The 22,244-nt window shown below is 61.4% G+C and carries 19 protein-coding genes; 9 read left to right on the plus strand and 10 right to left on the minus strand.

Features of this window, described 5'->3' with window-relative positions:
* Positions 1-387: 387 nt before the first annotated feature.
* Positions 388-1,515: an NAD(P)/FAD-dependent oxidoreductase gene (locus tag BQ17_RS06625; protein WP_089725455.1), complete on the minus strand. Its 1,128-nt coding sequence runs from the start codon at positions 1,513-1,515 to the stop codon at positions 388-390.
* A 947-nt stretch (positions 1,516-2,462) separates the two neighbouring features.
* Here BQ17_RS06625 and BQ17_RS06630 point away from each other — a divergent pair.
* The 5 genes from BQ17_RS06630 to BQ17_RS06645 all read left to right on the plus strand — a co-directional run bounded on the left by BQ17_RS06630 (position 2,463) and on the right by BQ17_RS06645 (position 7,742).
* A complete protein-coding gene (locus BQ17_RS06630) occupies positions 2,463-2,759 on the plus strand; it encodes a hypothetical protein (RefSeq protein WP_089725457.1) in 297 nt (98 codons plus the stop codon).
* A 3-nt stretch (positions 2,760-2,762) separates the two neighbouring features.
* The gene (xthA, locus tag BQ17_RS06635) at positions 2,763-3,578 is read left to right on the plus strand and encodes an exodeoxyribonuclease III (RefSeq protein WP_089725459.1); all 816 of its coding nucleotides are present in this window, start codon (positions 2,763-2,765) and stop codon (positions 3,576-3,578) included.
* A 246-nt stretch (positions 3,579-3,824) separates the two neighbouring features.
* A complete protein-coding gene (locus BQ17_RS06640; RefSeq protein WP_089725461.1) occupies positions 3,825-4,187 on the plus strand; it encodes a hypothetical protein in 363 nt (120 codons plus the stop codon).
* On the plus strand, positions 4,184-4,636 hold the full coding sequence (locus tag BQ17_RS20400; protein ID WP_141699137.1) for a YajG family lipoprotein: 453 nt from the start codon (positions 4,184-4,186) through the stop codon (positions 4,634-4,636). Before BQ17_RS06640 ends, BQ17_RS20400 begins: the two co-directional genes overlap by 4 nt.
* Positions 4,637-5,717: 1,081 nt before the next feature.
* Positions 5,718-7,742 carry a serine/threonine protein kinase gene (locus tag BQ17_RS06645; RefSeq protein ID WP_176722328.1) on the plus strand — a complete coding sequence of 675 codons (2,025 nt, stop codon included), beginning with the start codon at positions 5,718-5,720 and terminating at the stop codon, positions 7,740-7,742.
* Between the two features lie 210 nt (positions 7,743-7,952).
* On the opposite strand, the gene BQ17_RS06650 is transcribed toward BQ17_RS06645, so the two are convergent.
* From BQ17_RS06650 to BQ17_RS06665, 4 genes are all read right to left on the minus strand, one after another.
* Positions 7,953-9,263 (minus strand): N-acetylmuramoyl-L-alanine amidase, encoded by a 1,311-nt coding sequence (locus tag BQ17_RS06650; RefSeq protein ID WP_089725465.1) that lies wholly within the window; start codon positions 9,261-9,263, stop codon positions 7,953-7,955.
* Between the two features lie 138 nt (positions 9,264-9,401).
* Positions 9,402-9,644 carry a BPTI/Kunitz domain-containing protein gene (locus BQ17_RS06655; RefSeq protein WP_089725467.1) on the minus strand — a complete coding sequence of 81 codons (243 nt, stop codon included), beginning with the start codon at positions 9,642-9,644 and terminating at the stop codon, positions 9,402-9,404.
* 95 nt (positions 9,645-9,739) lie between these two features.
* Complete coding sequence (locus tag BQ17_RS06660) at positions 9,740-11,488, minus strand: sugar phosphorylase (RefSeq protein ID WP_089725469.1); 1,749 nt, start codon at positions 11,486-11,488, stop codon at positions 9,740-9,742.
* Between the two features lie 3 nt (positions 11,489-11,491).
* The gene (locus tag BQ17_RS06665; protein WP_089725471.1) at positions 11,492-12,760 is read right to left on the minus strand and encodes a glycosyltransferase family 4 protein; all 1,269 of its coding nucleotides are present in this window, start codon (positions 12,758-12,760) and stop codon (positions 11,492-11,494) included.
* A 183-nt stretch (positions 12,761-12,943) separates the two neighbouring features.
* Between BQ17_RS06665 and BQ17_RS06670 the strand changes: the two genes are divergently transcribed.
* The 4 genes from BQ17_RS06670 (at position 12,944) to BQ17_RS06685 (ending at position 16,252) form a co-directional block, all read left to right on the plus strand.
* Positions 12,944-13,198: a type II toxin-antitoxin system HicA family toxin gene (locus tag BQ17_RS06670; RefSeq protein WP_089725473.1), complete on the plus strand. Its 255-nt coding sequence runs from the start codon at positions 12,944-12,946 to the stop codon at positions 13,196-13,198.
* Positions 13,195-13,536, plus strand: a complete 342-nt coding sequence (locus tag BQ17_RS06675) for a type II toxin-antitoxin system HicB family antitoxin (RefSeq protein WP_089725475.1) — start codon at positions 13,195-13,197, stop codon at positions 13,534-13,536. Before BQ17_RS06670 ends, BQ17_RS06675 begins: the two co-directional genes overlap by 4 nt.
* Positions 13,537-13,766: 230 nt before the next feature.
* Positions 13,767-15,221 (plus strand): glycosyltransferase family 4 protein, encoded by a 1,455-nt coding sequence (locus BQ17_RS06680; RefSeq protein WP_089725477.1) that lies wholly within the window; start codon positions 13,767-13,769, stop codon positions 15,219-15,221.
* Positions 15,222-15,370: 149 nt separating this feature from the next.
* The gene (locus BQ17_RS06685) at positions 15,371-16,252 is read left to right on the plus strand and encodes an HAD family hydrolase (protein ID WP_089725479.1); all 882 of its coding nucleotides are present in this window, start codon (positions 15,371-15,373) and stop codon (positions 16,250-16,252) included.
* A gap of 42 nt (positions 16,253-16,294) precedes the next feature.
* On the opposite strand, the gene BQ17_RS06690 is transcribed toward BQ17_RS06685, so the two are convergent.
* The 5 genes from BQ17_RS06690 to BQ17_RS24005 form a co-directional block, all read right to left on the minus strand.
* Positions 16,295-16,708, minus strand: coding sequence for a DUF4124 domain-containing protein (locus BQ17_RS06690; RefSeq protein WP_089725481.1), 414 nt, complete (start codon positions 16,706-16,708; stop codon positions 16,295-16,297).
* A gap of 85 nt (positions 16,709-16,793) precedes the next feature.
* The gene (gene moaD, locus BQ17_RS06695) at positions 16,794-17,048 is read right to left on the minus strand and encodes a molybdopterin converting factor subunit 1 (protein WP_089725483.1); all 255 of its coding nucleotides are present in this window, start codon (positions 17,046-17,048) and stop codon (positions 16,794-16,796) included.
* On the minus strand, positions 17,045-18,298 hold the full coding sequence (locus tag BQ17_RS06700; RefSeq protein ID WP_089725485.1) for a molybdopterin molybdotransferase MoeA: 1,254 nt from the start codon (positions 18,296-18,298) through the stop codon (positions 17,045-17,047). Before BQ17_RS06700 ends, moaD begins: the two co-directional genes overlap by 4 nt.
* A gap of 834 nt (positions 18,299-19,132) precedes the next feature.
* Positions 19,133-21,769, minus strand: a complete 2,637-nt coding sequence (locus tag BQ17_RS06705) for an alpha-amylase family glycosyl hydrolase (protein ID WP_089725489.1) — start codon at positions 21,767-21,769, stop codon at positions 19,133-19,135.
* A 70-nt stretch (positions 21,770-21,839) separates the two neighbouring features.
* Positions 21,840-21,998 carry a ubiquitin family protein gene (locus BQ17_RS24005; RefSeq protein WP_176722329.1) on the minus strand — a complete coding sequence of 53 codons (159 nt, stop codon included), beginning with the start codon at positions 21,996-21,998 and terminating at the stop codon, positions 21,840-21,842.
* Positions 21,999-22,244: the final 246 nt, after the last annotated feature.

Below are 22,244 nucleotides of genomic sequence, written 5' to 3' on the forward strand. Positions count from 1 at the left end.
CCCCAAGGTTTCGGTCGTTCCGCGGAGCTTTCCGCATTGCGGTTGCTCGTTAGGATGCACCCAGCGAAGCGTGCCCATCGATCCATCTCTGGCTCCCACGCTCCAGCGTGGGAGCAAGTCCGGACGCTCCAGCGTCATGAAACTTTGGCCGCTGGAACGGCCATACCTGCGTTCCCACGCTGGAGCGTGGGAACGAGCAGGGGTCGTCGGTTCGACCGCCGGCTCGGCAGTGCGCCTTTGCCCAACCTACCCGACTATCAAATCAAAGAAATAATCTGTGAAAATCTGCGTAATCTGCGGATCAAAAAATCTTTGCACCCTTTGCGGTTCAAAATCCCGATCAGCCGAGGTCATGTTTTCGAGCGGCTTGATACCTGTTTGACCTGGTCAGCGGTACTGGCGTAGGTATCGCCACTCGAAGCCACGCTTCAGCCAATGGAACAGGCGCATGGCGGGCAGCACCAGGTTGTGTTTTTCGTTGCGGGCCACCAGCATCCCCCGGTCGTGGGCATCGACGATACACAGGAGTTCCACCCGATAGGTGGCGGTGGGTTGCCTTCCTGCCAGCTCGTCCGCCAGGTTTGCGGCTGCCGCCTTGGCCTGCAGGTCCGCCATATGGGCCTGCTTCGGCATCCACTCGGGTCCCGGAAAGCTGCCGGAATCCCCGGCCACATAGACCCGTTCCATACCATCCACGCGGCACTGCCGGTCGGCCTTGATGAAACCGCCTTCCGAACGCGGCAGGTCCGTGTTGTCGAACCATTGGCTCCCCGTCATGCCGGGTATGAACAGAATCAGATCGGCGTCCAATTCCCCCCCCTCGGTCATCACCCGCTGCGGAGCAAAGCCCTTGAGCTGGTGGCCGAGGTGGGTGCGGATCCCGCGCTTACCCATCTCCGCCAGTAACCCGGCAACGGCCTTGGGACCCAGGCGATTTCCCGGCTTCTCCGCCGGCGTGAAGAAGATCAATTCGAAGCGCTCGCGGCGGTTCTGCCGGCGCAGGTAGCTGTCGATCCCGAACAGGAACTCGAACAGAGGACCGCCGCGCATGGCCGCGGGTTCCTTTGGATTACCCGCGAAGCCCATGGCGATGGTCCCGCCATCCATGCCTTGCAGCCGATCTCGAGTGCGCTGGGCGGCGGCGATGCCCTCGCAGGGTAGGATCATGTGCTCGCTGCCCGGCAGCTTCTTCATATAGCGACCGCCGGAGCCGATGATGAGGCCGTCGTTCTCGATCTCTCCCGCCGTGGTCTCCAAGACGCGACCGCCGTTACCAAGCCCCGTGACTTCCGCGGCTACGTGTTTTACGCCCATGCGCCGCAAGAAGGACTCGAGCGGGATGCGCAGGTCGTCACCGGCGCGCAGACCCGTAGGGACCCAGATGAGACCCGGATAATAGACGAGCTCCGATCTGGGACTCACCAAGGTGAGCGCCGTCTCGGTGGCGGCTTTTCGCAGGGTTCGGACGGCGGTGAGCGCCGCAAAACCCGATCCGACAATAGTAACGCGTGGCATGGTGAGCTCCAGAGATAGGGCTGTTGGTCGAGCTGGGATTGTATACCCGTTATTTTGTACGTAAGAACTAACTCTAGCGAGGCCTTGCCTCAGACCGACGAGGCGTGATCATCGCTATCTCGCTATCGAAAACGGAACCGTGATCGTGATCGTAGTCGTAATCGGAGACGCAAGGCAAAGCGGGCCTGGAAAACCTGATGTCTACGGGTTTCGACCCGGCACCTGGCCGGGACCTCTGGATTCCACGATCTGCGAAAGTATTCTGTCTCTCCTACGGTGGCTTCGATCACGATCACGATCACGATCACGACAACGAGAGAGGTTAGACGGTTGCGAAATTTGACTCATTTGCACAAAATCTGGTCATTCAAGGAATCCTAGTGGCTCTTTATGGATTCTGGACTGTTCACGCTCATGGAAGGTACTACCAGAGGTTTTGGAGTGCGGCGGCACCTTGACTTCAGTACCGACCGGAATCCGCGATGCCCGATGTCACCATAGCGTTGGCATGGAACACGGGCCCGCCGCCGCTTTGGATTTGGCGATGCATCCGTCTCCAACACCGGCTTTGCGGCCAGGGGAAAGCGCCGTCGCCGCGGCGCGCGTAGCGCTCAGAGCCCGGATTCCCGGTCAACGCGGTTGCTATTCCCCGTCGCTGAGGTTCGATTCGGTCGCGCCGCTTTGCCGACGCACTCCAAAGCAGTCCGGAATCCATAAAGAGTCACTCTAGTAATGCCCGGTTGGCTCCCTCGCCCCCTTGGGGGAGAGAGCCTGCCCCGAGCACAGCGAGGGGGCCTGGGGAGAGGGGGGATCAATGGCTTTATCAAGCAAAATCAATGGGTTGGTTTTTAGACAGCCTCTTAACCTAATGGCATTGGATTGGAAGGCCGGAGCAGGTCGTGTTAGCCTCCGCCCCATGCTCTTCAGCTTCCCGTCCCACCAGCCTCATGAGCGCCGACGCCATTCTGCCCCAGCTCTTGGAGCTGATCTGTGACCTCTACGACGATTCGCAGGGCTTCCTGGACCGCACCGACGATGCCCAGTTCTGGTACAACCGGGGTTATGCCAACGGCGTTATCCATGCCCTCCAACGCCTGGGATACACGCGACATGTGGCCGCGGCCCTTGAGCTGGACGTACAGGACCCGATCGCGGGCCATGAGGCCCTACCCTGGGGCAAGGCCTACCGTCATGGCTGGGAAATGGGGCGCAAAGAGACCTATGAAGTCATGGAGACCAGCTAACCCATGAAGATCGTCACCTTCAACATCAACGGCATTCGCGCCCGGCACCACCAATTGGAGGCGCTGAAGGCCCGGCATGACCCGGATATCATCGGTCTCCAGGAAAGCAAGGTGGCCGACGACGCCTTTCCCCGCGAGGCGGTTGAGGCGCTGGGCTACCAACCCCACTACTTCGGCCAGAAATCCCATTACGGCGTCGCCCTGCTGAGCAAGCAGGCACCCCTGGAGGTCACCAAGGGCCTGCCCGACGACGCTGAAGACGCCCAGCGCCGCTTCATCATGGGCCGCTATGCCTCACCGGACGGCCCTGAACTCACCCTGATCAACGGCTACTTCCCTCAGGGCGAGAACCGTGACCACCCGCTCAAGTTTCCCGCCAAACAGAAGTTCTACGCCGACCTGACCGCCTTCGTCCGCGCCAGCTTTACGCCGGACCGGAACCTGGTGATCCTCGGCGACATGAACGTAGCGCCCCTGGACCTCGACATCGGCATCGGCGCCGACAACGCCAAGCGCTGGCTGCGCACGGGCAAATGCAGCTTCCTGCCGGAGGAGCGGGAGTGGTTCACGACCCTGACCGACTGGGGACTCCACGATGCCTACCGCGCACTTCACCCCCAAACCGATGACCGCTTCAGTTGGTTCGACTACCGCAGCCGGGGATTCGAACGCGATCCCAAGCGCGGCCTGCGCATCGACCTGATGCTGGTCACGGCGCCCCTGCGCGAGCGCCTGGTGGATGTCGATATCGACTACGAGATCCGCGGCATGGAGAAACCCTCCGACCACTGTCCGGTGTGGGCCAGTTTCGAGCTTTGAACCGAGACCGGAAGATTTATCCGCAAATACACGCAAATGGATCAAAAACCATGACGATAAGACATCTTGAAAATGGATGTTTTCACCAATCAAAAGGCTCTAACCCATTGATTATTGAGACATTCCATTGACGAAAACCGTATTTTTCAAGGTGCTCGATAGCGGATCGATTTCGACTGATTTGCGTTCATTTTCAGATGGTGGGCGCAGGGTCCGCTGCGTAGACCCTTTCCCTCAAGCAAGCTTATGAAGATGAAGATACCGCTGATTGCCGTTTCGCTGGCGCTGATACTCGGGGGCTGCACGACGATTAAAATTACGGATCGCGGTGGCGTAGTTACTATAGCGCGAGAGTTTGGCTTTGCTTCCGTACAGTTGCACCCGGAGACCGATGCACTTGTTGCTGAGATATCGTCTCTAGGCTACCTAGCTACTCCGATTGGTCAGTCATTTGGTTATACAAAACAGTTTGCTGCATTTTTGCCTGAAAACTGCAAAGTCATACTCTGGGTTGAAGATCCAGAACAAGTATCAGCAATCAAGACATTGCTCGGCGATATTGAATCCGTGTGTCCGATTTATCCAACCAAACAGAAGGAGAACTCATGATGAAACACACAATTATAGTTGCTTGCCTAAGCGCCTTGGGTTTATTGAGTGGATGCGCTTCAATAAATCCAAACATGCCGTTGGTATTTGGGCAATCACATGCGTTTGGTCTTTCTGTGACGGGGTCTACGCTGAACCAAGGTATCGGTTTTACTATCGGATACCAAGATAAAGATATCGCTCTTATACCTGTAACAGTAAAACAACCGCATGGTGAATACGCGATGATCAAATCGAATACTAGGGATGGTCATAGGGATGCCCTTTCTGTATTAGGGCAATTTGATTCGAACTCTAAAGTGGGCTCTAATGCGAACCCCAATACGTTAGAAGCAAACGTTGGACTTGGAAAATTCTTTGCTACCGGAATTGCCGCACAGAAACTAGCAGACGGATTTGCTCATAAACTTGGTGCACCACCTAGTTCTGATGCTTTGGGTGTACCTTGAAAAAATCAAAGCGTACCCATGAGGCTGAGAGGCTGTCTAAAAAAGGGTCGTAGGCCACCGTAGGCAGTAGGCTGGGTTGAGGAACGAAACCCAGCTTTTAGGGGCCAACCTGATTTGATGGGTCTCGTCCCTTGACCCAACCTATCAGCTTAAAAACAATGGGTTAGTTTTTAGACAACCTCTTACCTAACCATATCGAAACCAAAGCCATTGGTCCCCTCCCACCCTAACCCGCTCTCCCAAGGAGGGTGTCGCAAAAGACACCGATCTTCGCCCTTTGACCCCCTCTCCCCAGCCCCTTCGCTGCGCTCGGGGCAGGCTCTCCCCCGCAGAGGGTGTCGCAAAAATCCTTTACCACAGAGGACGCAGAGAATTGGCCTGTGCCCAGGGCAACCGAATGACCTTTAAAATCAATAACTCATAATTAAAGCCTACTGTTAGGTTTGATCCATAAAAGTTTAAATTTATTGATTTTAATAAATTTATTATTCGGTAGCCCTGGGCCTGTGCCCTTCTCTGCGTCCTCTGTGTCCTCTGTGGTTTAAACTTCACAGACTGGCAGCTGACGCTACCGTTTTGCGACCCCCTCCCGCAGGGAGAGGGAGTGCAGCTTGTGGCGTGTCCAACCCACTGCCATTGGCGATGTTTCCATTTAAACCTTGGCTCTTTATGGATTCCAGACTGCTTTGCCTTGGCCGCAGAGTCCTATTGTTTCGCGCTGCCGAACCGTTCACTGCCTTCACCACACCCCCTGGTTGCACCGCGGTCTTGCGCGGGAGTGTAGGATGCGGTGAGCGCGGTTGGTCGTTCAGGATGGCATCACCAGGAGGCGCGAACCGCATCAATGGACGCCCACGGCGAACCGCATCGATGAGCCGGAAGCCAAAGATGCGGTTCGCGCCGGTCGCTCCCGCGCCCGGCGCTCACCACATCCTACGGCTCCATGCCGGGGGGTGGAGGAGAGATCAGTCCAGAATCCATAAAGAGCCTAAACCTTAACCACTACCACCGACCGGTGTCCACCGCGAGCCGATGACCGTTTGACTCCCAGGCAGTCGTTGCCGGACCTAAAATGTCACCTATGGACCCAAACACATCTCAGCACCCCCCCCTTCCCAACGGCTCGGATATCGGCGGGTACGATATCACCCGGACCCTGGGATCCGGCACCTTCGGTATCGTTTATCGTGCCGAGGGACACGTACTCAAAGATCCGGTCGCCATCAAGGAGTTTTTTCCGCGGGATATCGCCGATCGCGTCGCCACCGGGCAGGTTACGCCGAAGCAGGATCACGCGGAGGAGTTTGCCTGGGCGCTGGATCGCTTCGTCAGCGAGGCGAAGACGCTCCGCAGGTTGGCCGAGCCGGAACCGCATCCGAACATCATCCAGGTCCGGCACGTCATCGAGAAGAACGGTACCTCCTACTTCGTCATGAAGTGGGAGGAGGGGGAAGCACTGGAGGCCGTCCTCAAACGCGAGCCGCCCTGGGACGAGGAACGTCTACGCAGGCTTCTGGATGCGTTGCTCGCCGGGTTGGAGCATGTCCACAACGCGGATGTGCTGCATCGGGACATCAAGCCGAGCAACATCCTGATCCGACCTGACGGCACGCCCGTGCTGATCGATTTCGGATCGGCACGTCGGGTCTCCGGCGACCAGGATCTGTCCAAATATGTACAGCTGACGCCGGCCTTCGCACCGCCGGAGCAACAGTATGGTCAGTATGGAAAGTGGACGGACATCTACAGCCTCGCCGCAACCCTGTTCTATGCACTCACCGGCCACAAGCCGGACCCCGCCGTAGCGGCGCGCCCTCGACTTGCCGACGAGCTGCAGGGCCGGTACACGGACGGCTTCTTACGCGGCCTCGATGAGGCCCTGGAGCTGAATTACCGAGAGCGACCGCAATCCGTCGCCGAGTGGCGTTCGTCGTTGGGCTTGGGGCCGGATCGGAGCACGACCGATCCGCTCGAGACGCGACCTGGAACCCCGAGCGGTGACTCGGAGGCAACTATCGTCATGCCGCAACCGGGGCTTGACCGGCACCGACAAACGGGGCAAGCGGATTCGCCCACGGTGGTCCTGTCCGCCCCTTCGGACCCGAGAACCGCAAGCGAGTCACCTGCCATAGATCCAGGCCGCCCCGATCTGGCCGGAGACGAGTCGCGGTCCAAGCGTGCCGATTGGTGGAGGACCCATTGGCTGAGCACCCTGTCGCTTGTCGTGGTAACGGGAATCATGGCGCTGCTGGCCTGGTTGTGGGTCGAACGAAATGGTGGCGGGGTAATCCCCGGGCAAGCCCGACCACCCGAGCAGTCTTACCAAGATCCGGTGCCGGCACCTTCATCCCAAAGCCCGGAATCCGGCGCATCAGCGACCAGGGATGAATCAACGCCACCACCGGGACAGGAACCCAGCCCACACGCGGAAGTAGCCGCGCCACCAACAGTGGTGATACCTTCCAAGCCATCTCCGGCACCACCTACCTCGGCGCAACCAATCGCCGATGTGCTTGAGGGCTTCGACTGCACTCCACTGCAAGTAGAGAGGCTCGCGGAAGGCGACTACGCAATCAGCGGTCACGTCGCCGGTCAGACCGATCTTAGGCGACTGGATGCCGAGTTGGGCGCAATCGCCCAGGCTACGATCGACATCAGTGGTGTATCGGTGGTACCGCGCCCCCTGTGCCCCCTACTGAAGCTGATAGGCCCCTATTCCACTGCGCGGCGACTCGCCATCGTGCCCAACCATCCCAGTGGCCACTACACCACCGGCGACGACTTCAGGGTTGCCTTCCGCAACAGTGACCAGGCTTCGGGGCGGCTGTACGCCTTCTATATCGGCTCCGCAGGCGAGGTCTATGCACCACCCGAGGCGTTTAATCAGCTCTTGTACGTCGGCGCCGAAGTAGGGCTGACAGGCTACGAGGCCAGTGCACCTCCTGGAACGGATCTTATACTCGCCCTCTGGTGCCGAGGTGTGACCTTGCCGCAGCACTTGGGCGAGCCGGACCGCATCGAGGGCTTTCTGCCGGCACTTGAGGAAGCCCTAAAGGAGCATACACCCAATTGCGGTACAGCTTGGCGCTTCATCGAGATTCACTGATCCGTTGCGCCAGGGAGCGTTCTCAATTGAGAAAATTTATCAGAAGAATCAATCCTGTAGGCTGGGGTGAGCTTGCGAACCCCAGCGTTGGTCCGCGTAGCATCCCGCCAAAAGTCTTCCGGCGGGTTGCGACCATCCCTGGTCTTACCCGCCCTACGAGCTACGAGCTCTGGCTACCTGGCGGATGCGGTTCGCTAAATGTCAACAGATCTAAGGAATGGTGAGCACCTGACCGACGCGAATGCGGTCACCCTCGAGGTTGTTGGCGCTGCGCAGGGAAGTCAGGCTCACGTCGTAATGTTTGGCGATCTCCAGGAGCGTGTCGCCGTGGTTGATCACGTGACGACGCCCCTTGCCTCTACCTCTACCGGCAAGTTTGGTTCCCGGCGGTGGGTAGCGGGTGAAATAGGACTTGATGCCGGCCAATATGGCACCGGCAAGCTTCGCCTGATGTTCGTTGCTGCGCAGACGCTTCTCCTCCTCCGGGTTGGAGATGAAGGCAGTCTCGACCAGGATGGAAGGTATATCCGGCGATTTGAGGACCACAAAGCCCGCCTTCTGAACCTTGCCCTGGTGAACCGCCCCTACCTTTTGGAGGTTGGTGAGCACCCGCTCCGCCGCCAGGTTGCTGTGCTCCAGGGTGGCGTTCTGGGTCATGTCCAGGAGTACGGTGGCCAGGAGGCTGTCGTTCTCGCTCAGATCGACGCCGGCGATGAGGTCGGCACGGTTTTCCTTGTCCGCTAGCCACTTGGCGGCCTCACTACTGGCCCCGCGGTGGGAAAGGGTATAGACGGACGAGCCGCGCACCCGCCGATCGCGGAAGGCATCGGCATGGATCGAAACGAACAGGTCCGCCCGATGCTTGCGCGCCAGCCCCATGCGCTTGCGCAAGCGAATAAAGTAATCGCCATTGCGGATCAGCACCGGCCGCATACCCCGCTCTTTCTTCACCAGCCGCGCCAGCCTGCGGGCAATCCGCAAGGTAATGTCCTTCTCCCGCGTGCCCTTGGCACCGACGGCGCCCGGATCTTCGCCCCCATGCCCGGCGTCGATGGCAATGGTGACATCCCTCAGCCGGGTCCGGACAGGAGGCCGTGGCTTGCCGCCCTTGGCCTTCTTCCCACCCGTCCCCTTCCTGATCGGAACCAGATCCACCACCAGTCGATGACCATACTGCTCGTTGGGTTGCAGCAGGAAGCTCTTGGCGCGGATCTGCTGCTTGAGGTCCAGCACCAGACGCAGATCATCGCCTGCACGTACCCCACTGCGCAGACCGATCAGCAGGGGCTCGTTGGCCTTTATGGTCGGCAGCTTGTCCTTGAGCCGGGCATCCGGGACATCGATGACCAAACGGTAGGGATGCTCGAGGGGAAAGATCTTGTGAGATACCGGCGCCGCAGTATCCAGTACCAACCGGGTGCGATCGGGTGCCGTCCAGATGCGGGCACCGCGGACATCCACTTGTTGCGCTTGGAGGGGTAATGACAGCAACAGTAAAAACAGTGCGATCAGCCGGTACATTGGGGGCCCCGATGCGCGGGAATTCGGTGGTGAAAGGGAGTTTTAGAATAACAGAATTTTCCCGGTCTTCACAAAAGAAAACGGGTGATTAGGTTTGCTTTTTAAATGTTCGATGAACTCTTGTTGCAAGGCGGATCGCTACGGACCGCCCGCGCTACAGGTCTCCTCGCAGGCCGCCAAGGTCTCGAACGGGACCCACCCCCCACAGCCCCCATATCGGAACCCATAGCACCTGTCGGAGCGGTAATCGTAAAAGTAGCGGATAACAGATGCTTTGCAGGGTCCGGGGTCCGGCTTGTCCAGGCAATGCACGGGTAAGAAATTGTTTCGCGTCGAACGCTCACCACCACCGCCGCACCCGCCGAGGCCGAGCGCAACCATTAGGAGCAGCACCGACCACGAGGCGTGCCGGGACGATCCCCCCAGCGTGACGGAGATAGGGGTCGCAGGTGTTTTCAAATCGCCCCTCCCGGTGCTTATCCTCGCAGCCACATGACTTGATAAGGTGCGAGCTGGAGCGGCCCGAGCTCGGCACCCGCGCCGGACCAACCCTGGATGAGCTCGCTCCACTGCCGTTGCTCGAAGTCGTGCTCGATCTGCTGCGGCTGGACCTCCAGCGGCTCGGCGGTGAGGTTGGCAAGGACCCAAATCCGCTCGGAGCCGTCAGGTGCCGTCCGCTCGATGCCGAACAGCCCCGCCGGTAGCTGTAAGGCCCGCTGGGGACCATCGGGATGAAATGCGGCCTGCGCGCGCCGGATCCCCAGCAGGCGCCGATACTCGGCCAGGACCCGACTCGCCGGTTGGACCGCGTCTCCGAGCAAGTCCTCCAGCTCCGCCAACCCCCATTTCCGGCGGTTGATGGTGCGGGCGCGGCCGGTTTCTTCGACCCCCGCCAGCCAGTTCGGGGCCGCGACCAGGCTGTTGAAGTAGATACCCGGTATTCCCTGGAGGCTCAGCATGATGGTCTGGGAGCACAGGAACCGGGCGATGCCGACATCGCTGTCCTTCCGTCCGGGGGCGCTCAGGGCATCGAAGTAGGTGATGTTCAGCTCATAGGGCGTCCGGGAACCATCCGGGTTCTCCCGCCAAGACACCTGCCCGCCCTTCTGTTGCATGCGCTCCACCAGCGCATCGAACCCGGCGTCCGGCAGCAACCCTTCCAGGGGGCGCAGGCCGATGCCGTCGTGGGAGGCGGTGAAGTTGAAGAAGGTGCAACCCGGCGGCGGGGGTTCGAGTCCCGTGACCCACTCCATGAGATAGCGGGATTCTCCGGTCTCCAGCGCATGCAGCAACAAGGGCGGCAGGCTGAACTGATAGACCATGTGGGCCTCGTCCCCGGCACCGAAATAGCCGATGTTCTCCTGGTGCGGGACATTGGTCTCCGTGAGCAGGATGATCCCCGGTGCCAGCAGATCCAGCACATCGCGCAGGATCTTGACCACCAGGTGGGTCTGCTCCAGATGGATGCAGTTGGTACCGACCGTCTTCCACAGATAGGCGACGGCATCCAGGCGAATGATGCGGGCGCCGTTGCGCACGTAGAACAACAGGATATCCAGGTACTCAAACAGCACGTCCGGGTTGCTGAAGTCCACGTCGATCTGGTCGTGGCTGAAGGTCGCCCATACCAGCCGCTCGCCGGACGGCGTCTGCACCGGACGCAGCAGCGGCGAGGTGCGGGGACGGGTGACGGTGCTTAAGTCCGTATCCGGCTCCACCTCGATGAAATAGTGCCGTTCCGGGGCAATCCCGTTGGCGAAGTTGCGGAACCAATTGCTCTGGCTGGAGACATGGTTGATGACCAGGTCCACCATCAACCGAAACCGGTCGTCCGCGCCCAGGGCCTCGATGTCCTCCCAATCACCGAGGGCCGGATCCACCTGCCGATAGTCGATGACCGCAAAGCCGTCGTCCGAGCTGGAGGGAAAAAAGGGCAGCACATGGACCGCGGACAGGGTATCGCTCAGATGATTCTCCAGGAAACGCAGCAGGGAGCGCAGGGGCGGTTCCCCTTCGCCGCGCACCATGTCCCCGTAGGTAATGAGCACGGCGTCGCGCTGGTCCCAGCGGACGCGGCCGCAGGGCTCATCCGGGCAGGTGCCGACCCCGTAACGCCCGGCGAGCAGGTGGATTCGGCTCAGCATTCGCGGCAGTTCATCCTGTCCGTAAAGCGCTGACAGGTGCGTCCTGAGGCGTTGATAGACCGTGCGATCGACGACCAGCATGGCTCACTCCGTCAGGTTACGAATGTTGGCGATGATCAGGCGCAGACTGTTCCGCAACACCCGGTAGCTGAAATAGCGTTCGGCAACCCGGTAGTTGTGCTCCACCAGCTGTTCCCGGTAGTCCTGGTCCTCCAGGATGCGCCTGGTTTCCTCCACCAGATCACGGTCGATGAAGCCCTTGACGGTCGGCAGGGAGATCCCCTTGGGTACGATATCGCGGCTATAGACCGAGTAGTTTCCGATCACCAGGGGCTTGCGGAAGTAGATGGCCTCCAGCAAGGCGTTACCGAAGCCCTCGTACAGGCTCGGAAAGGTCACCAGATCGGCATGGGGGTAGAGGTCCTTGAGGACATAGATCTTACGCCCGTCTTCATTGAGCTGGCGGCGGTCGGCGACCCGGGCCTCGAACAGGATCAATTCCACCTTCTCATCCCGTGCCAGCGCGCAGAGTTCCTTGCAGTAGATAAGCCCCTCGTCCCCAGCCGCGTGGGACACCACCAGCTTGCAGCGCGAATCCTCGATCCGCCGCAGCAGGTGGATGGCGTGCTCGATGCCCTTGCGGGGAATCACCCGGGTCGGTTGCAGGATCAGCAGATCGCCGGGAGCGAGCCCGATCTCCTCACGGACATCGGCGGCATAGTCGTCGATCGGATCGGGTGGATTTTCGTAGTCCAGCACGTTGGGGATGAGCAGACTGGAGATGCCCTTGCGCCACCCGAGCTGATCCTTCGCCGCCTGATTGATCACCACGTGCTGCAAGTGCGGGATGCGCGGCGGGAAGGCCATCTCCAGATAGTCCCCCACGGCCGAGATCTGGAACCGCTGGCGCTCCCAATGGAAGTCGTGGTGATGGGCGATCGCAGGCATCCGGGTCTCGAGCAGAAACTCGGTCACGGCCACCCCAAGCGGGATATGCATGGGGATGGTGAGTACATTCTGCAGGATCAGAATATCCAGCTCGAACCGTTCCCGATACTCGTAAAGGGTACCCTTGAGATACTCGGCCAGCTCGCGGATGCGCCGGCTGGCCTCCTGACCGCGACTCGTGCGGTCCCAGAGTCGCTCGTTGATCCAGCGATTCTCCGAATGCCCGAAGAAGGCCTCGGGGACACACATGCTCATCTCCGGATCCCGGTCCAGCACCCCTCCGTACCAGTAACTTACGTGCTGGTCCTGCCAGAGTACCTCCGCCCACTTCGCCGCCTCCAGGGAGACGCCGTCGGTACCCGCGAATCGGGTCGAGACAAAACCGATGTTTTCCGGCGTTTTCATGGTCGTGCATTAGCAGTCTATAATCGACCCTAGTTTCCTGCAGCGATCCTGCCTAAGAAATTTTCACGGTTGCATTATATGCGTGTTGCGATGAAAGATCCTGGAACACAAGAAGTGTCGAATCGAATATCATCACAAAATACTGACACATGATAGCACATTTTGCTATCATAGAGAAAATGAATGAATAAACGGCATCGGAACACTTTAAGCGATATTTTCAGAACGCCAGTTCCTACCACATTGGAATGGAGGGATATTGAAGCCCTTTTCATGGCACTTGGCGCCAGATCCATTGAGGGGAGAGGTTCGCGGGTACGGTTTGAACTGAATAATGTTGTCGCCACTTTCCACCGTCCCCATCCTCAGAAAGAGGCAAAGCCATACCAAGTGCGTGATGCCCGACGTTTTCTACAGCAGGTAGGAATAGCACTATGAACACAATGACTTATAGAGAATATGCAGCTCGAATCGACTATAGTGACGACGATGGCTGCTTTATCGGTCATATTGCAGGTATCAATGATGTCGTGGGTTTTCACGGCGAATCCGTCGCAGAACTGCGTATTGCTTTCGAAGAAGCAGTTGATGATTATCTTGAAACTTGTGAAAAGCTGAATCGCCCGCCGCAAAAACCCTATTCCGGAAATCTTATGTTGCGCATTCCACCAGAAGTTCACGCCGCGATTGCCCTGGCGGCTGAAGTTAGTGGAAAGAGTATCAACCAATGGGCGACTGATATGTTCGCCGATACCCTACAAGCGAATCCACAATAACCGGAGATTTGATAGCCTGACAAGACGCTGTCTCTGGCTCCCACGCTCCCTATTGCCCGTTATGCCCTTCACCAAAATAGTTTCTACTAAGGTTGCATCCCTCAAATTTTGGTCAGCTTTAATAGCTTTTTTAGCTTTTTGGGTTAATTTGGAAGGCTCTAAAGCGTCCCAAATAATGGCGCAAGTGTCGAGCAAAACCATTTCATAGCGTCCCATCTGTCAGGTCCTAAATGCGCATCCTCATCAGTCACTTCCACCTGCAGACCGGCGGCGTCAGCCGGGTGATCGAGCACGCTTCTACGGCCCTTGCGGCGGCGGGTCATCGGGTGCTGGTCGTGGCCGGGGAGCCGCCCCGACAGCCCCTGCCGGAAGGCGTGGGCTTCGCTCCGGTACCGGCGCTCGCCTACGAGGAACGCCGGCCCGTGGTGGGTCCCGCGGAGCTCGCGGCAGCGCTGGTGCGGGCGGCCCGGAAGGGGCTAGGGGATATGCCGGATCTGTGGCATATCCACAATCACTGCCTGGGCAAGAATCTGGCCCTCCCCGAGGCCCTGTGCACGCTGGCACGGCAGGGCCAGCGCCTACTACTGCAACCCCACGACTTCGCCGAGGACGGTCGTCCGGACCTCTATGCCAGGCTGCTCGAGGAGCTCGGTGGGAGAGATAGGGCGCGACTCTCCGCTCTGCTCTACCCCCAGGCCGCGCACCTGCATTATGCGGTCATCAATGACCGTGATCGCGGCTTCCTGGCCGCCGCGGGCATACCCCACGACCGGCTGCATTTGCTGCCGAATGCGGTGAACCTGTCGCCGCCGGCGGATCGATCCGCCGACCCGTTTCCGGACCTTAGACTCTGGCTCTATCCCACCCGTGCCATCCGGCGCAAGAACCTGGGCGAGCTCTTGCTGTGGGCGACGCTGGCCCCGGAGCAGGACCTGTTCGCAACTACCCAGGCCCCCCAAAACCCGGCCGAACAGCCCCGCTACCGGCGCTGGGTGGCGTTGGCGCAAGCGTTGGGGCTCGGCCTGGAGTTCGAGCTCGGAAACCGCATCGATGATTTCCCCGCCCTCCTCGCCTCGGCCCACGCCCTGGTCACCACCAGCGTCGCCGAGGGCTTCGGCCTTGCCTTCCTCGAACCCTGGCTGGCGGGACGTCCCCTGGTCGGCCGCGACCTGCCCGAGATCACCCGCGACTTCGTAGCGGCCGGGCTCGACCTCGGGGGGCTCTACGAACGCCTGGAGGTCCCCCTGGACTGGCTCGACCGGGACCGCCTGCGCGGAGCCATGGACCAAGCCCTTACAGACCTGGCGGCTGCGTACGGCCGCCCCCGGACGCCCGATGACCTGGGGTGTCTGTGGGCGAGCTCCGTGCACGACGGGCACATCGATTTCGGGCGCCTGGACGAAACCGCCCAGGAGGAGGTCATCCGTCACCTGGCCTCCAATCCCCACGACCGCGCCTCCCTGCGCCCCGCGCGCCTGCCCGCCGCCACTCCCGTGGATCGCATCGCCCACAACCGGACCCTGGCCGAGCGCGACTATTCCATCGCCGGCTATGGCCGCCGCCTCGAGCGCATCTATCGGTCGCTGTTGGACGCAACCGTCGATCCGAACCTGGGCGCCGCCGATGGGACAGTCCTGCTCGAGCGGTTCCTGGCCCCCGAGCGCCTGTTCCTCCTGCGCACCTGAAAAAAGTCCCTCTCCCGCCGAGGATGTTGCAAGAACGGTGGTGTCAACTGCCAGTCCGTGAAGTTCAAACCACAGAGAACACAGAGGACACCGAGAAGGGAACCGGTCAATTCTCAAACATGAAAATTAATATGAAAGGTTGTACCAGCATGTGCCAGTTCCCACCGCACGACCTGGTCGGCCGCATCCGGTATCTATCCACCCCCCTGGAACCCTGTCCGACGGATGTCGCCCCCCAGCTCGATCCCCTGCCTGGGATCCGAACGGTGTTGTTCGATGTCTACGGCACCCTTGTCATCTCCGCCTCCGGGGATATCGGGTTGGCCGGGGAACGGGATACCACCAGCGCCTTCACCGCGGCCCTGGACGCCGCCGGCATAAGGGCCCCGGCCACTGCCGGTCCGGCCCGGCTCGAGCAGGTCATCCGTGCCTCTCATACGCAGCGCCAGGCCGCCGGTACCAAGTTCCCGGAGGTGGACATCCTGGCTGTCTGGGCCGAAGTACTGGGGGGCGAGGTGCCGGCGTCGCGGGACAAGCTCGCACGCCTAGCGGTGGAGTATGAGTGTCGTGTGAACCCGGTCTGGCCCATGCCGGGTCTGGCCCGGCTGCTGGCAGACCTGCGCCGACGTCCCCTGGTGCTAGGCATCGTATCCAACGCCCAGTTCTACACCCCCCTGATGCTGGAGGGCTTTCTCGGCGCCCCGCTCGCCGACCTGGGATTCGATGCCGAGTGCTGCGCCTGGTCCTACCGCCTGCTGGAGGCCAAGCCCTCCACCTGCATCTACCAGGTCGCCCTTGCCGGCCTGGATCGGGTCCACGGCATTGCACCGAGCGAGGTGCTCTACGTCGGCAACGACCTGCGCAACGACATCTGGCCGGCGTCCCTGACCGGTTGCCGTACCGCCCTGTTTGCCGGTGACGCCCGTTCCCTGCGCCTACGCGAGGACGATCCGCGCTGCGCCAGTGTGGTCCCCGACCGCGTCGTCACGGCCCTGTCCCAGATTACCGACACCATCCTGCCGGCCGATTGAGCCGTAAGGCGCGAAGATCGAACCCCTACCCGCATGGGTATGTCATTTACAGAACCGACGGATGTAGTCCTCGTGAACCCGCCGTTTGTGCCGCAGCTTTTCACCCGTAGCGGGCTTGTAGCCGTGTCTGAGCTGCCGATTGATCGCTTCCACCAGCCGGCGCCTCTTCCAGCATTTTTCCGCTTGTCGGGCGAGCGCCGGGTGGTTTCTTTTCTCCGTTTTGCGCTTGCGGGTAGCGGCGGCGGGCGGGCCTTTGGGTTTCCGCTCGATCTTGGTCCGTGCCGGTTTCCAACCTGTCCTGCGGTCCTCGATCCGCATCTCCTGCCCCTCGGCACCACTGGTGCAGGGCGTTTGGCGAAACTCGAGATTGCCATTGGAAGCAACGCAGCGATAGACGCTGGTTGCGGCGTCGGCGGTTGCGGCGAATAGCAGGATCAACGGCGGGAAGGCGGCCATTACGAGCTGCGATCGGTGGCCGGTCCCTGCCGAACTCAACCCCTGTGCCATGTCGGAATAATTCCTTGTTCGGTCGCCCTGAGGCCTATCCCCCGGTAACCGGCGGAAAGAAGGCCACTTCGTCGCCGTCCTTGATTGGCGTCTCAGGACGGGCCATCTCTTGATTGAGCGCTGCCAGGATGGTCTCGCCTTCCGCCAGGAGTTCGGACCAGATACCACCGCGCCCACGCAGTAAGGCCATAAGATCGCCGACCGTCGTCAGCTCGGCCGCGGCTGGGAGCTCCTCACCGGCGGTCCCCAGTTGTTCCCGTAAGCGGGCAAAGTAGAGGATCTTGATCATCCGGTGAGCTCGCTGAAGGGAATGAACTCGATGGGATCTCCCGCTTTCAAGACCCGACCCTCGGGGATGACGGCCAAACCGTTGGCCCAGGCCACGGAGGAGAGCACAGCGGAGGAAGGGTTGGGGTAGAGGCTTAGCCGGGGCCGACTATCCTTATCCGGCTCCAGACGCGCGCGCTGGAACTCGCGGCGCTTGGCCGGTCGCGGCCATGTGAAGCCCACCTCGGCCGTCACCGCAGCGGGTCGGACAGAGCCCACGATACCCTGCATGCGTCGGATGAAGGGCCGGGCGAACAGGCAGAAGGTGACGAACAGGGAGACAGGATTGCCAGGGCTGCCGATGAAGGGGGTGCGCGCCGCGCCGAGGTGGCCGAAGGCCAGCGGCTTGCCGGGACGCATGGCGATCTGCCACAGGTCCAGGCTGCCCAGGCGCTCCACCGCCGGCTTGACATGATCTTCTTCGCCCACGGAGACACCGCCGCTGGCCAGAATCAGATCCGACCGCTCGGCCGCCTCGGCCAGGGCCTCCATAGTGGCGTCCAGTGTGTCCCGGACGATACCCAGATCCCGGACCTCACAGCCCAGTTCTTCCAGCAGACCGATCAGGGTAAAGCGGTTGGAGTTGTAGATCTGCCCGGGTCCCAGAGGGGTACCGGGCATAACCAGCTCGTCGCCGCTGGAGAAGACGGCGACCCGCAGGCGGCGGCAGACGGTCAGCTCGGCGGCGCCTACCGAGGCGGCGAGCCCCAGGTGCTGGGCCCTAAGACGGATACCGGCAGGGATGACCTGGGAACCGGCGGCGATATCCTCACCGGTACGGCGGATGTTGGCGCCGGCCTCGATGTCCGGGGGGACCTGAACCCAGTCGCCATCGATGGTGCACGACTCCTGGATGACCACCGTATCGGCGCCCGCGGGTACGGGGGCGCCGGTGAAGATGCGCGCCGCCGTGCCGGACTCCAGGGGTGGCCCGACGACGCCGGCCGGAATGCGCTGGGAGACGGGCAACCGGCCGCCGCTGGCCGCAAGGTCGGCGCTACGGACCGCGTAACCGTCCATGGCGCTGTTGTCCCAGCCGGGTACGTCGATAGTGCTCACCACGGACTCGGCCAGCACCCGCCCGAGCCCGGACCGGGTGGGGACCCGCTCGCTGTCCGCGATGGGCCGGGACTGGGCCAACAGGAGCTCAAGGGCCTCCTCCACGGACAGCTGTGACCGGGATATCTCGGAGCAGTCGTTATGCGTAGTCATGCGTTCCCCACGGAATGCCGAAAACCCTCTTTGCACCCCTAAGGTAGCAGCATGGATCGGGCAAAACCTGTGTGGGATGCGGTGAACGTAGCGAACCGTATCTTTGGATAGTCCGTGCCGACACAGAAATCTCTCCCTACGGTCGGGACGAGTGTTGGACACCTTCGCCGTCCAAAGATGCGGTTTGCCGCCGGGCGCGTCCCGCGCCCGGCGGCTCACTCCATCCTACCGGCTTCGGCGGTTCAGAACCAGTAACGTAGGATGCGGTGAGCACGGTGGTTCTGGGCTTGCCGGCCAGTGTAAACCCTCGCCGCGCGAACCGCATCAATCGAGCCCGTAGGGCGGGTCAGGCGCGTGCGCCAGGCGCCGCGATTGCAGCGGCGGTGGGCGCGCCGCAACCCGCCAGGTGGCAGCCCGTAGGATGTGCAAAGCAAGCGCCGATCAGGGTGATTTCAAGATGCGGTTATGCCACGGAAGTTTCCCGGCCGCGACGGCTTGATCGGATGCGCCAAGCGCCGCGCGCCCATCGATGATGGGTACCTCCCGGCAGGCAGACGGCGTGCCCAATCAGATCCCTCGCTGCGCTCGGAATGACAAGTGGTAGGCTGGGTTGAGGAACGAAACCCAGCCCGTAGGGCGGGTCAGGCGCGTGCACCAGGCGCCGTGATTGCTGCGGCGGTGGGCGCGCCGCAACCCGCCGGATGGCAGCCCGTAGGGTAGGCTGTGCCCACCAGGCTAAATTCCGGTAAGCAGAAAATCGATCGCTGCGAATCACGCAAATCCTCGCGAATGGATTCGCGCCGATTCGCGTGATTCGTCGTTTTTTTCGAAGTCCTAACGCAAGTACGGGCCTCCTTCGCCGATCCGTCCCGGGCCGTTGAGGACATAGATACCGGCGGAGTTGGCACGCACCTGGAAGGAGATGGTGCCACCGCCGATCCGGAGCTCATTGCCGGTGACGGCGTCCCGGTAGGTCCCATTGCGGACGTTGCCGACGCTGATGTTCTGATCCGAGCCGACGGCGAGCCCGACCACGCAATAGCTCTCGCCGTTGTTGTGGTCGCGCACAAAGCTCATGCCACCGCCCCACTCTCCCACGTGGCTCATGGGGGCCTTCTGCAGGGCGGGGATCGCCCGGCGGATCTGATTGAGGCGCCGGATATGCCGGTACAGGGAATGGCTTTGGGTCTCGGGGAGGCGCTCATCGGTCAGCTGGTCGCCGAAGTAGGCGCGGCCGGTGGTCTCCAGGGTGTCATTGTTGCTGATGATGTCCTGGGGCGCGGCGCGCATGAAGGCAATCTCCTCGCCCTGATAGAGGCAGGGGATGCCGCGGATGGTCCAGAGTAGGTTGTAGGCGGCGGCCGCCATCCAGTCATCGCCCTGGAACCGGAAGCGGAAGTCGTTGTCGGGACCCACGTCGTGGTTCTGGAGGAAGGTTACAAGCTGGGTGGCATCACCGTAGACCCAGTCGTTTGCGAGGATGCCGCCGATGCCCCCGTAGTGGCCGCGACTCACATTGTCGCGAAAGGTGGAGAAGAGTCCGAAGTCGAGCACCGAAAAACCCGAGTCCCCGCCCGAGTTGGGATTGCGGGGGTCGTCTCCCAGGCGTGTGTACCACCAGGGGCGGATGGTCGAGGGGCCATTGTCATCGCCGAACAGGTCGCCCCAGCCGGTGCCCTTGACCAGGTTCTCGCCGAAGACGAACAGCCCCGGCTTGTGGGCCTTCCAGGCGTTGACGTATTCGAGCAGGTTGCCGCGCTCGATGTGTTTGACGGTGTCGATGCGCAGGGCGTCGACGCCCATGTCGAGATAGCGGTTGATGGCGCCGATCAGATAGTCCTTGACCACCTGGTTCTCGGTGTTGAGGTCGATGCAGTCGCCGGCCATGTGACGGCTCTGCAGGGGCCATTGGGATTCCCAATCGCCACCCATGACGAAGCCTTCCTGGTGGTACCAGGTGGGGTCCAGGCGCGTGGCGTCGATGCCGAAGAAGCGGTTGGGGTTGTAACCCGGGTTGGGCACGCGGGCGCCGGTCAGGGGATCGGTCAGGGGTTCGGTGCCCTGGGGGTCCCGCTCCTGGCGCTCACGGAACCAGGCAGGGGCCACGGGATTGTCGTTGTCCGCCCGGGCGGGGTGCATGTAATCGCCGAGATTGCCCTGGTAGGGCCCGTTGTCGATGCGCCCCTGCTGGGAGCCCTGGGGCACGTAGTATTTGATGGGCAGGTGGTCGATCCACACCTGGCCGCGGATGCCGTACTGGGAGGAGTGGTTGATGACCACGTCCTGGATGATCTTGATGCCGCGGGCGTGGGCCTCGTTGATGAGGTCTTGATAGGTGGCATCGGGGGACTCCAAGCGCGGGTCGATGCGGGTCCAGTCGTAGGCGTGGTAGCCATGGTAGTCCAGCCCGGAGCGGTTCTCTACCGGCGGCGTGATCCAGATGGCGGTGAAGCCGAGATCCCGGATGTAATCCAAGCGTTGGATGAGGCCGCGGAAGTCGCCCCGCCAGTGGGGGTCTTCCGCCTCGCCGGTTTGTGGGTTGAAGCGGATGCGGTCGCGGCAGAAATAGTTGTTGCCGGGGTCGCCGTCGTAGAAGCGGGTGGTGATGAGGAAATAGATGGTCTCCGCGCGGAAATCGCCGGGGGCCACCCTGGGACCGATGTTGAAGTAGAAGCTGCGCCGGGTCCGGTTGCCGGCGCCGTCCACCACCAGGAACCGCACGCTGGTGGTGGCGGTGATGGGTATGGCCGGGCCGGCCAATCCGTCCGCGGCGTTTCCTGCCACATAGACGGATGCGGATAGGCCAGGCTCGCTGCCGTCGAGGGTGAAGTAGGCGGTAATGGGCGCGGGTCGGTTGTCGCGCACGGTAAACACCGCATCGACGGGGTCCGCATGGGTCCCACTGTCGTGACTCGAGGTGATGACCGGGCGCTCCAGGTCGGCGTTCGGGTCGATGGTGTAGGTGAAGGTGCGGATCTGACCCTGCTCGCCCGCGCTGTTGACGCCGATCACTGCCAGGGTTGCCGTTCGATCGACGCTAATGGGTCCGGCATAGCGTGGGGATGCGGTCGTGGGTTCCGTACCATCCAGGGTGTAGAAGAAGCTGTCGTCGTCGTTCGAGCCTTCGAGGATGACCTGTTGGGCCCGGTTGTAGAGTCCGCCGCGGAGGCTCGCCCGCACTACCGGGATCTGGGGCCGCTCCGGGTTTTCGTCGTACCAGGTGTTGCCGGTGAAGAACCAGCCGTCCCGCTCCCGGCGCAGGTTGCCGGTCTGGCGGCCGGCGCCGTCGTTGAAAACCATGTCAGCGGCGTCCGCGCCTTGCCATGTAAATGCAAACCAGTCATTCCCCTCCGCCGTCATGGGCACCCCCGGCCAGGTGGTCGGTGCATCCCCTGGTGCCGTATTCCAATGGTGGACGTTGATGGTCTCACCCCAACCGACGGGGCGTTTGAAATGGACAGTGAGTGACATGTTCCTGACCTCCTCGATGCGTGGCCACGGCGGTAACACCGCCGGGTTCATTCCGATTTGAACTTCCTGCCTACCGGTAGGTATCGCAACGGACGATACCTGTGCGGATCATGGTGCGTGGGCGTCCCGCTCCTCTCAAGAAAGCTTGAAAAATTTCCTCCCGGCAATTTTCAGTGAAAATCTCAATGAGGATCAGGGTGCCGTTATGGATGACGACATCCAGCTCCACCTGCCCGGGCCGCCCGAACAGCGTCCCTTCGTGGGTAGTGGTAAATTTCTAAATGGTTGGCGTAGAGCGGTTCATCATGCCCCATTGTCTGATTTGATCCCCTCTCCCCAACCCCTCTCCCGGCGAGGGCGTCGCAAAAGCCCCGCTCCCGGTCTCTGGTTCCCACGCGGCGCCTGGGAACGAGAAAACTCAGCCTGACTGATGACCATTTGGACCGGCAACTCGGCATTCAGGTTTTACCCGATA

This window comes from Candidatus Thiosymbion oneisti (assembly GCF_900092655.1).
In the GTDB taxonomy this organism is placed as follows: Bacteria; Pseudomonadota; Gammaproteobacteria; order Chromatiales; family Chromatiaceae; genus Thiosymbion; species Thiosymbion oneisti.

Coding starts and splice junctions, on each gene's coding strand:
- BQ17_RS20400 (WP_141699137.1), top strand. CDS start 4,184: ATGATGAAACACACAATTATAGTTGCTTGCCTAAGCGCCTTGGGTTTA.
- xthA (WP_089725459.1), top strand. CDS start 2,763: ATGAAGATCGTCACCTTCAACATCAACGGCATTCGCGCCCGGCACCAC.
- BQ17_RS06665 (WP_089725471.1), bottom strand. CDS start 12,760: ATGAAAACGCCGGAAAACATCGGTTTTGTCTCGACCCGATTCGCGGGT.
- BQ17_RS06670 (WP_089725473.1), top strand. CDS start 12,944: ATGAATAAACGGCATCGGAACACTTTAAGCGATATTTTCAGAACGCCA.
- BQ17_RS06650 (WP_089725465.1), bottom strand. CDS start 9,263: ATGTACCGGCTGATCGCACTGTTTTTACTGTTGCTGTCATTACCCCTC.
- BQ17_RS06625 (WP_089725455.1), bottom strand. CDS start 1,515: ATGCCACGCGTTACTATTGTCGGATCGGGTTTTGCGGCGCTCACCGCC.
- BQ17_RS06655 (WP_089725467.1), bottom strand. CDS start 9,644: ATGGTTGCGCTCGGCCTCGGCGGGTGCGGCGGTGGTGGTGAGCGTTCG.
- moaD (WP_089725483.1), bottom strand. CDS start 17,048: ATGATCAAGATCCTCTACTTTGCCCGCTTACGGGAACAACTGGGGACC.
- BQ17_RS06660 (WP_089725469.1), bottom strand. CDS start 11,488: ATGCTGGTCGTCGATCGCACGGTCTATCAACGCCTCAGGACGCACCTG.
- BQ17_RS06700 (WP_089725485.1), bottom strand. CDS start 18,298: ATGACTACGCATAACGACTGCTCCGAGATATCCCGGTCACAGCTGTCC.
- BQ17_RS06640 (WP_089725461.1), top strand. CDS start 3,825: ATGAAGATGAAGATACCGCTGATTGCCGTTTCGCTGGCGCTGATACTC.
- BQ17_RS06685 (WP_089725479.1), top strand. CDS start 15,371: ATGTGCCAGTTCCCACCGCACGACCTGGTCGGCCGCATCCGGTATCTA.
- BQ17_RS06690 (WP_089725481.1), bottom strand. CDS start 16,708: ATGGCCGCCTTCCCGCCGTTGATCCTGCTATTCGCCGCAACCGCCGAC.
- BQ17_RS06705 (WP_089725489.1), bottom strand. CDS start 21,769: ATGTCACTCACTGTCCATTTCAAACGCCCCGTCGGTTGGGGTGAGACC.
- BQ17_RS06675 (WP_089725475.1), top strand. CDS start 13,195: ATGAACACAATGACTTATAGAGAATATGCAGCTCGAATCGACTATAGT.
- BQ17_RS06680 (WP_089725477.1), top strand. CDS start 13,767: ATGCGCATCCTCATCAGTCACTTCCACCTGCAGACCGGCGGCGTCAGC.
- BQ17_RS06645 (WP_176722328.1), top strand. CDS start 5,718: ATGGACCCAAACACATCTCAGCACCCCCCCCTTCCCAACGGCTCGGAT.
- BQ17_RS06630 (WP_089725457.1), top strand. CDS start 2,463: ATGAGCGCCGACGCCATTCTGCCCCAGCTCTTGGAGCTGATCTGTGAC.